Source organism: Photorhabdus caribbeanensis, from assembly GCF_018448885.1.
GTDB classification, from domain to species: Bacteria; Pseudomonadota; Gammaproteobacteria; order Enterobacterales; family Enterobacteriaceae; genus Photorhabdus; species Photorhabdus caribbeanensis.
The window spans coordinates 19,006-27,573 of sequence record NZ_RCWB01000050.1 but is presented as its reverse complement, the minus strand read 5'-3'; the positions used below and the strand labels follow the sequence as shown (position 1 = coordinate 27,573).

Here is an 8,568-nt window from a genome sequence, read left to right as displayed (position 1 = left end):
TTTTATATCGTAACAGCGATATAAATCACAGAGAATTCGGTGGTGCGGTAGTTCAGTTGGTTAGAATACCGGCCTGTCACGCCGGGGGTCGCGGGTTCGAGCCCCGTCCGCACCGCCACCTTAATTTGCAGAGAAACCCTGAGAGAAATCTCAGGGTTTTTTGTTGTTTATAAGTATTAAAAGCAATAATTACCTTATTTTATTTGATAGAATCAGATAGTTTTAAATTTTATAGTTATTCTGTATTTAAGAGGTTTTTTACGTGGTGAAAAAAACCTATGCGATAAGGTATGTTGCGGGCCAACCTGTTGAACGCGTCTTTCCTATGTCGACTCATCAGCTTGGTAATGCATTACCTGTAGGTACTCCTTTGATCACTGGCACAAATGAGTTAAGGGTTGTTGTATGGAATATTTATAAGCAACAGCGTCCTTCATGGCGAAAGGTTCTGAAGGAGCTAACTAACGAAAGTCAGTTGATTTTATTACAAGAAGCGCAGACAACTCCTGATTTAGTTGAATTTGCTACCTCAAATTACTTGATAGCTGATCAAGTTCCCGCATTTTTATTGCCACAACATCCATCAGGTGTAATGACGTTAGCAACTTCTCATCCTGTCTATTGTTGTCCTTTGAGAGAAAAAGAGCCTCTTTTACGTTTATCTAAATCAGCTCTTATCACTGTTTATCCTTTACAGGATAATCGCCAGTTAATGGTTATTAATGTACATGCGATAAATTTCAGTTTTGGTGTAGATGTGTATAGCCGTCAGCTAAATAATATTGGTGCTCATGTTCGTTTGCATAATGGCCCAGTAATTATGGCTGGTGATTTTAATGCGTGGAGTAAGCAACGATTAAATGCTTTAAAACGCTTTACCAAATATTTACACCTTAAAGAAGTATCTTTTACTGATGACTATAGAACGATTGCTTTTGGAAAGCCTCTGGATTTTATTTTTTACCGGGAGTTGAATATAGCTAATGCTTTTGTGATACCTACTAATGCTTCCGATCATAACCCTCTTGTTGTAAATTTTTATTAATTTTTTGATATAGAAATAATGTGTTTTTCTATTTTAGGTAGATAAATTTATTTCTTAACTAACTGAGAAATAAATATTATTTGTATTTTTTGTGATTTTTCAATACATATTATGATAGGTTTGTATTTTTAAAATAATATTTATTTCTATTTTTAAATATATTAGTTATTTAATTTTCCAGAAAATATATATTTAGTAAATTTAATATGTGTGAATGATATTAAAGTAAATATTAAAAATATCTTACGTTAATAAATGAAAATAAATGCCAGAATAATCTGGCATTTATAAGTGAAAATTATTTTTTTATCTGATGGGTTTGAGAAATATTTTTCTTTATACTAAAGAAATAGGTGATTGATAATAAGATTACCCATACGATTCCCACAATTAATGCAATACGGGTTTTCTCGAAATAGCCCAGTAATACAATAACAAATACCATAAAGATAATGGTTAATGCTGGTGCTATTGGCCACATAGGAACGGGGAATTTCAGGGTCTTAACTTCTTCTTTGCTCATTTTGCAGCGCATGGCAACTTGAGAAAGTAGGATCATCAACCATACCCATACAGTAGCAAATGTTGCGATAGAGGCAATGATAACGAAAATCTCTTCCGGAATCATATAATTGAGTATAACCCCAATTAACAGAACTGCTGACATAACGATCACCGTCATCCAGGGTACGCCATTACGGCTCAACTTGGTGAATGATTTAGGCGCTTGTCCTTCTTGGGCCATGCCATACATCATGCGGCCAGCACCAAAAATATCGCTATTAATTGCTGAAATTGCGGCAGTAATCACGACGATATTGAGAATATTAGCAGCAGAATTGATACCCAAGCTAGAAAAAATCTGTACGAATGGGCTACCTTCTTGACCGATCTGATTCCACGGATAGATACACATTAAAATAAACAGAGTCAGTACATAGAACAGCAGAATACGGAAAGGGACAGCGTTGATTGCTTTTGGAATCGTTTTTTCGGGGTTTTTGGCTTCACTGGCAGTAATACCAATGACTTCAATACCACCAAAAGCAAACATCACAATGGCGAGAGAAGCTATGACGCCACTGATGCCATTAGGCATAAAACCGCCATATTCCCACAAACTGGCAATGCCGGTTGCATGATCTGTTTCTTGGCCGAATCCATAGATCATGATAGTCATGCCGCCGATAATCATAGCGATAATTGCGGTGACTTTCACAATCGAGAGCCAGAATTCCATTTCACCGAAAATTTTCACATGGCAAAGATTAATTGCGCCGATAAAGCAGACAATGCTTAGTACCCAGATCCACTGTTCCACATGGGGGAACCAGAGCTTCATATAGAAACCGAACGCAGTAACGTCAGCCAGACAGACGATCAGCATTTCGAATATATAATTCCATCCAGTTAGAAATCCGGCTAAAGGTCCGAGATAATGGCTGGCATAGTGTGAAAAAGAACCGGCTACTGGATGGTGAACAGCCATTTCGCCTAATGCACGCATCACCATAAATACGGCAGCACCGCCGATTAAATAGGCGAGTAATACGGCTGGTCCAGCTTGCTGAATAGCAGCTGCGGAGCCATAGAACAGCCCTGTGCCTATTGCGGAGCCTAATGCCATAAAGCGGATGTGCCGCCCGGTTAGACCCCGTTTCAGCTGAGTTTCATTATTCTGCATTATTTATTCCTGTCACTTTTTCAGTGCTAGATATATTTTAAGCACACAATGCCTCGACAAGCCGCACGTTAGCCAAGCGAAGCAAACCCCGTACCTTACCATAAAGATTGATGTTCGCGGGATAGATATCTGCAATAATGCGCCCTTGCCTAATGAAACCAGAGATTTTTATGTTTTACCCGATTAACGAAGTATTCCAGACATTGCAGGGAGAAGGTTTTTTTGCCGGAGTCCCGGCAATTTTTATTCGTCTGCAAGGATGTCCGGTTGGTTGTAGCTGGTGTGATACAAAACACACTTGGGAGAAAGAAGCGGAACAGCAACGGACATTGGAAACAATTTTGCTGAAGACGAGTGAAAGCAATGAATGGAGTGAAGCATCTCCTAAGCAAATTGCAGCGCTGTTTGTTCAACAGAAATATACCGCACGTCATGTTGTTATTACTGGTGGTGAGCCTTGCCTTTACGATCTTATACCTCTGATCGAAGAGTTAGAAAGCCTTGGCTATCAATGCCAGATAGAAACCAGTGGTACGTATCATGTTAAGTGCTCTGCTACTACTTGGGTGACAGTTTCACCAAAAGTTAACATGCGTGGTGGTTATCAGGTGTTGCAGCAGGCTTTGCAGCGGGCTAATGAAATAAAATATCCGGTTGCTCGGGAAAGAGATATTGAAGCATTGGATGAGTTATTAGCGACATTGGATGACAACTCATCGCGTATTATTGCACTGCAACCCATTAGCCAGAAAGAAGACGCTACTCGTTTATGTATTGAAACCTGTATTGCCCGTAATTGGCGGTTTTCTATGCAAACACATAAATATTTGAATATCGCCTGAGAAAAGCTTACTGCACTGGAGGTTTCCTGGTGCAGTAAGTTGTTTCATTTACCGCGAAAAATAGCTCCCGCGTTACAGGTTTCTTTCACCATAACGGCACTGAGTTGTGGAATTGTTGGTTTAACTTTATCCCAAATCCAGGTAGCTAATACTTCGCTGGTTGGATTTTCCAGTCCAGGGATATCATTCAGGTAATGGTGATCTAGCTGTTCCCAAATGGGTTTGAATAGGGTTTTTAAATCGGCAAAGTCCATAATCCAGCCACTATGAGGATCGACCTCCCCGGTAATTTCCAGTCGTACCATAAATGAGTGCCCATGTAGGCGACCGCATTTATGACCTTCTGGAACATGTGGCAGACGATGGGCGGCTTCAAACTGAAAATCTTTAAAAATCGTTGTGCTCATAGTGGTTCTCTCTGACTTCAAAAAACCCGCTATTCTACCCGATCTTCTGAATTAAACCCGGTTTTTTCATGTTTTTGCAATCGCTCTTATTAACTGTTTTATAGATATATTAAATCTGTAAATATGGTTAGGCGTTTTGGTTATTTGATATTGCGATAGTTTCTTTAAATAGTAACAAGTTGCTGAGATAACCTTACAAATCATCCCTATTTATTTTATTTACTAAAAATAACGGACATTGGTAATCGTAAAGGGCAGCACAGGATAATGAGCATAAAACCACCTTCAATTTCACTTCTTCCGGTTTCACCTGAACAGCTAGCGCGTTTGCAATCGGCAATTGGGGATTTTTCACCAAATCAATTAGCTTGGCTGTCTGGTTATTTTTGGGGAATGGTAAATCAACAACCAGAAGTTCAGGTTGTGGCTCCGGCGGTTCCGGCACAGGAGACGATTACATTAATTTCAGCTTCACAAACGGGTAATGCTCGTCGTTTGGCTGAACAGCTCCGTGATGATTTGTCGGCAGAAAAACTCAATGTCAATTTGGTCAATGCCGGTGATTATAAATTCAAACAAATTGCTCAAGAGAAAGTGCTGATAATTATTGCTTCTACTCAAGGTGAGGGAGAACCTGCCGAGGAAGCGGTTGCATTATATAAATATCTCTATTCTAAAAAGGCCCCGAAGCTGAATGGTACGGTATTTGCTGTTTTTGGTTTGGGTGATACCTCTTACGAACGATTCTGTCAGGCTGGAAAAGATTTCGATAATCGTCTGAATGAGTTAGGTGCTCAACGGCTTCTGGAACGTGTAGATGGTGATGTGGAATATCAGAAGGCTGCGGTTCAGTGGCGTCAACAATTAACTGGGGTTCTGAAACAGCGTATTCCGGCCGGGACAGGGACTGTAATTGTTTCTGCACAGAGCAGATCGGTAAATGAAATTTTTTCAACTTCTTATACTAAACAGGCTCCACTAACAGCGGCCTTATCTGCCCGTCAGAAAATAACGGGTCGTGGTTCTGATAAAGATGTTCGCCATATTGAAATTGATCTGGGTGATTCAGGTCTGCGTTATCAGCCAGGTGATGCTCTGGGGATCTGGTTTGAAAATGATCCGGAGCTAGTGGATGAAGTGTTGAATTTGCTTTGGTTGAAAGGAACAGAACAGGTTGAGGTTAATGGTCAGAAATTATCATTAAGGGAAGCACTGATCAGCCATGTTGAGTTAACCCAAAATACCAGTGTGATTGTGGAAAAATACGCAGCTCTCGCGAAAGATGAAAAATTACTTTCTTTAATTGCTGATAAACAAGCATTACAGCAATACGCCCACAATAAACCGATTGCCGATATGATAAGAGAAGCGGCTTCTCAACCGGAAGCACAGCAATTTATTGATTTGCTTCGGCCTTTGACGCCAAGACTCTATTCAATTTCTTCTTCTCAGGCAGAAGTGGAAAATGAAGTTCATCTTACAGTTGGTGTAGTTCGTTATGAAATTGACGGACGGGCCCGCACCGGCGGTGCATCCGGCTATCTAGCCGATCGCTTACAGGAAAATGACGATATTCGTATTTTTATTGAGCATAACGATAATTTTCGTCTGCCTGCCGATCCACGCACGCCTGTCATCATGATTGGGCCGGGAACTGGAATTGCGCCATTTCGGGCATTTATGCAGCAAAGGGAGGCTGATGGCGCAGAAGGGAAAAATTGGTTGTTCTTTGGTAATCCACATTTTACGGAAGATTTTCTCTATCAAGTGGAGTGGCAGCGTTATGTCAAAGATGGCTTGTTAACCCGTATTGATCTGGCATGGTCCCGTGATCAGCAGCATAAAGTTTATGTTCAGGACAAGCTGCGTGAGCAAGGTGAAGAAGTGTGGCATTGGATAGAGGAAGGAGCACATCTGTACGTGTGTGGTGATGCAAACCGCATGGCGAAAGATGTGGAGCATGCGTTGCTGGATATTATGACTGAGCATGGCGGCATGGATAGCGAACAGGCAGATGAATTTTTAAGTGAACTGCGTCTTGAACGCCGTTATCAGAGGGATGTGTACTAATGAACAATAAACAACATGGTCCTTTGATTGTCGAAGGTAAACTGGCCGACAGTGAGCGTATGAAGCGGGAAAGCAACTTCTTGCGAGGTACGATTAGCGAAGATTTAACTAATGGCTTGACCGGAGGTTTTGCAGGGGACAATTTCCTGTTGATTCGTTTTCATGGCATGTATCAGCAGGATGATCGTGATATCCGTGCTGAACGGGCGGAGCAAAAACTGGAGCCACGTCATGCAATGATGTTGCGCTGTCGTCTGCCGGGTGGCGTGATTACGCCACAGCAATGGTTAGGTATTGATAAGTTTGCTGAAGAGAATACCCTTTATGGCAGTATCCGTTTGACTAACCGACAGACATTTCAGTTTCATGGCATTCTAAAAGGAAATGTAAAACCTGCGCATCAATTGCTGAATCAGGTTGGACTGGATTCGCTTGCGACGGCAAATGACGTTAACCGGAATGTACTTTGTACCTCGAATCCTATTCAATCAGAATTACATCAGCAAGCTTACGAATGGGCGAAGAAAATCTCAGAGCATCTACTGCCACGTACCCGTGCTTATGCTGAACTCTGGTTAGATAAAGAAAAAGTCGCGACAACCGATGAAGAGCCGATTCTTGGGCCAACTTATTTGCCGCGTAAGTTCAAAACCACGGTAGTCATTCCTCCACAGAATGATGTTGATCTACATGCTAACGATCTGAACTTTGTCGCTATTTCAGAAGGTGACAAGCTGGTGGGTTTTAACGTGTTAGTGGGTGGTGGTTTGGCGATGACTCATGGCGATAAAAATACCTACCCACGTATGGCGAGTGAGTTTGGTTATATTCCACTTGAGCATACGTTGGCAATTGCGGAAGCTGTGGTGACAACTCAGCGTGACTGGGGGAATCGGACGGAACGTAAGAACGCCAAAACCAAATATACCTTGGAGCGGGTTGGTGTAGACACTTTTAAAGAAGAGGTAGAGAGACGCTCAGGCGTGAAATTTGAGGCAATTCGGCCTTATGAATTTACTGGTCGTGGTGATCAAATTGGCTGGCTGAAAGGCATCGATAATAAATGGCATTTGACGCTGTTTATTGAGAATGGTCGCCTTTTGGACTGCCCCGGCAGGCCGCTGAAAAGTGGTGTTGCTGAAATTGCAAAAATACATAAAGGGGATTTTCGCCTGACGGCCAATCAGAACTTAATCATTGCTGGTATTCCTGAAAGTGAGAAACAGCGTATTGAAACCATCGCCTGTCAGCATGGATTGATTGATGATAAAACCACAGTTCAGCGTGAAAACTCAATGGCTTGTGTCTCTTTCCCAACTTGCCCATTGGCAATGGCTGAGGCTGAACGTTTTTTACCGGAGTTTGTCACCCATATTGAACAACTGATGAATAAACACGGTATTGGTGATGAACATATTGTTTTGCGGGTGACAGGTTGTCCGAATGGTTGTGGTAGAGCGATGTTGGCGGAGGTAGGGTTAGTCGGCAAAGCGCTTGATCGTTATAACCTTTACCTTGGCGGTAATCGGATTGGCACCCGTATTCCACGCATGTATAAAGAAAATATCAGCTCACAAGAGATCTTATCCATCATGGATGAACTTATTGGGCGTTGGGAGGCCGGGAGGCAGCCGAATGAAGGTTTTGGTGATTTCCTGATCCGCACGGATATTATCAAGCCGGTACTGGATTCAGCCCGCGATTTTTACGATTGGCAGGAGGCGGTATGAGCCAATTCAGTTTATCTCAATGTGTTAGTATGACCGCTGAACAGCAAGCGCAGTCACTGTCGGAGATTAATCTTCGGCTTGAAATGATGGATGCTCACCAGAGGGTAAACTGGGCATTGGAAAATTTGCCAGGGGAGTTTGTCCTTTCCTCCAGTTTTGGAATACAAGCGGCGGTGTGTCTTCATTTAGTGACACAAGAATATCCTGATATTCCGGTCATTCTTACGGATACTGGTTATCTATTCCCTGAAACTTATCAATTCATAGATAAACTCACAACACAGCTGAAACTGAATTTACAAGTATTCAGTGCTGAGTATTCTCCGGCCTGGCAGGAAGCTCGCTATGGGAAATTGTGGGAGCAAGGCGTAGAGGGGATAGAACGTTACAATCAGATTAATAAAGTTGAACCAATGAATCGGGCTTTGAAAAATCTGAGAGCACAAAGTTGGTTTGCTGGTTTACGCCGTCAGCAATCTGAAAGTCGATCAAAATTACCGGTTCTGGCTGTACAGCGCGGAGTATTTAAGATCTTGCCGATTATCGACTGGGATAACCGGCGTGTACATCAATATCTGACAAAGCATGACTTGGAATATCATCCATTATGGGAACAAGGTTATCTTTCTGTTGGTGACATCCATACAACTCAAAAATGGGAACCGGGTATGAGTGAAGAACAAACCCGTTTTTTTGGCTTGAAGCGAGAATGTGGGTTACATGAGAATTAAAAAACCGGTATTTCCTGAGTGGGATTGATGATAAAGCCCTCGCTTTGTTTTAAGGCGAG

7 protein-coding genes and 1 tRNA gene are annotated in these 8,568 nt (G+C 42.0%); 6 read left to right on the top strand and 2 right to left on the bottom strand.

Annotated features, from left to right (window positions below; translation table 11 throughout):
- The first annotated feature begins 41 nt into the window (after window positions 1-41).
- Window positions 42-118: transfer RNA gene (locus tag EAE90_RS21455), tRNA-Asp, on the top strand.
- A 144-nt stretch (window positions 119-262) separates the two neighbouring features.
- Window positions 263-1,045 carry an endonuclease/exonuclease/phosphatase family protein gene (locus tag EAE90_RS21450; RefSeq protein ID WP_214055215.1) on the top strand — a complete coding sequence of 261 codons (783 nt, stop codon included), beginning with the start codon at window positions 263-265 and terminating at the stop codon, window positions 1,043-1,045.
- Window positions 1,046-1,343: 298 nt separating this feature from the next.
- Here EAE90_RS21450 and EAE90_RS21445 read toward each other — a convergent pair whose 3' ends face one another.
- Window positions 1,344-2,729 (bottom strand): amino acid permease, encoded by a 1,386-nt coding sequence (locus EAE90_RS21445; RefSeq protein WP_214055214.1) that lies wholly within the window; start codon window positions 2,727-2,729, stop codon window positions 1,344-1,346.
- A gap of 170 nt (window positions 2,730-2,899) precedes the next feature.
- On the opposite strand from EAE90_RS21445, the gene queE reads away from it, so the two are divergent.
- Window positions 2,900-3,571: a 7-carboxy-7-deazaguanine synthase QueE gene (gene queE / locus EAE90_RS21440; RefSeq protein ID WP_214055213.1), complete on the top strand. Its 672-nt coding sequence runs from the start codon at window positions 2,900-2,902 to the stop codon at window positions 3,569-3,571.
- Between the two features lie 44 nt (window positions 3,572-3,615).
- Here the strand turns inward: queE and queD are convergent, their stop codons facing one another.
- Window positions 3,616-3,978, bottom strand: a complete 363-nt coding sequence (gene queD, locus EAE90_RS21435; RefSeq protein ID WP_214055212.1) for a 6-carboxytetrahydropterin synthase QueD — start codon at window positions 3,976-3,978, stop codon at window positions 3,616-3,618.
- A gap of 267 nt (window positions 3,979-4,245) precedes the next feature.
- Here queD and cysJ point away from each other — a divergent pair, with 267 nt between their 5' ends.
- From cysJ to EAE90_RS21420, 3 genes are read left to right on the top strand one after another with little or no spacing between them, the layout of a single operon-like run.
- Complete coding sequence (gene cysJ / locus EAE90_RS21430) at window positions 4,246-6,048, top strand: NADPH-dependent assimilatory sulfite reductase flavoprotein subunit (protein ID WP_214055211.1); 1,803 nt, start codon at window positions 4,246-4,248, stop codon at window positions 6,046-6,048.
- Window positions 6,048-7,778 (top strand): assimilatory sulfite reductase (NADPH) hemoprotein subunit, encoded by a 1,731-nt coding sequence (cysI, locus tag EAE90_RS21425; protein ID WP_214055210.1) that lies wholly within the window; start codon window positions 6,048-6,050, stop codon window positions 7,776-7,778. The genes cysJ and cysI overlap by 1 nt, the downstream gene beginning before the upstream one ends.
- Entirely contained in the window at window positions 7,775-8,509 is a 735-nt protein-coding gene (locus EAE90_RS21420; RefSeq protein WP_214055209.1) for a phosphoadenylyl-sulfate reductase, read from the top strand. Before cysI ends, EAE90_RS21420 begins: the two co-directional genes overlap by 4 nt.
- Window positions 8,510-8,568 lie beyond the last annotated feature (59 nt).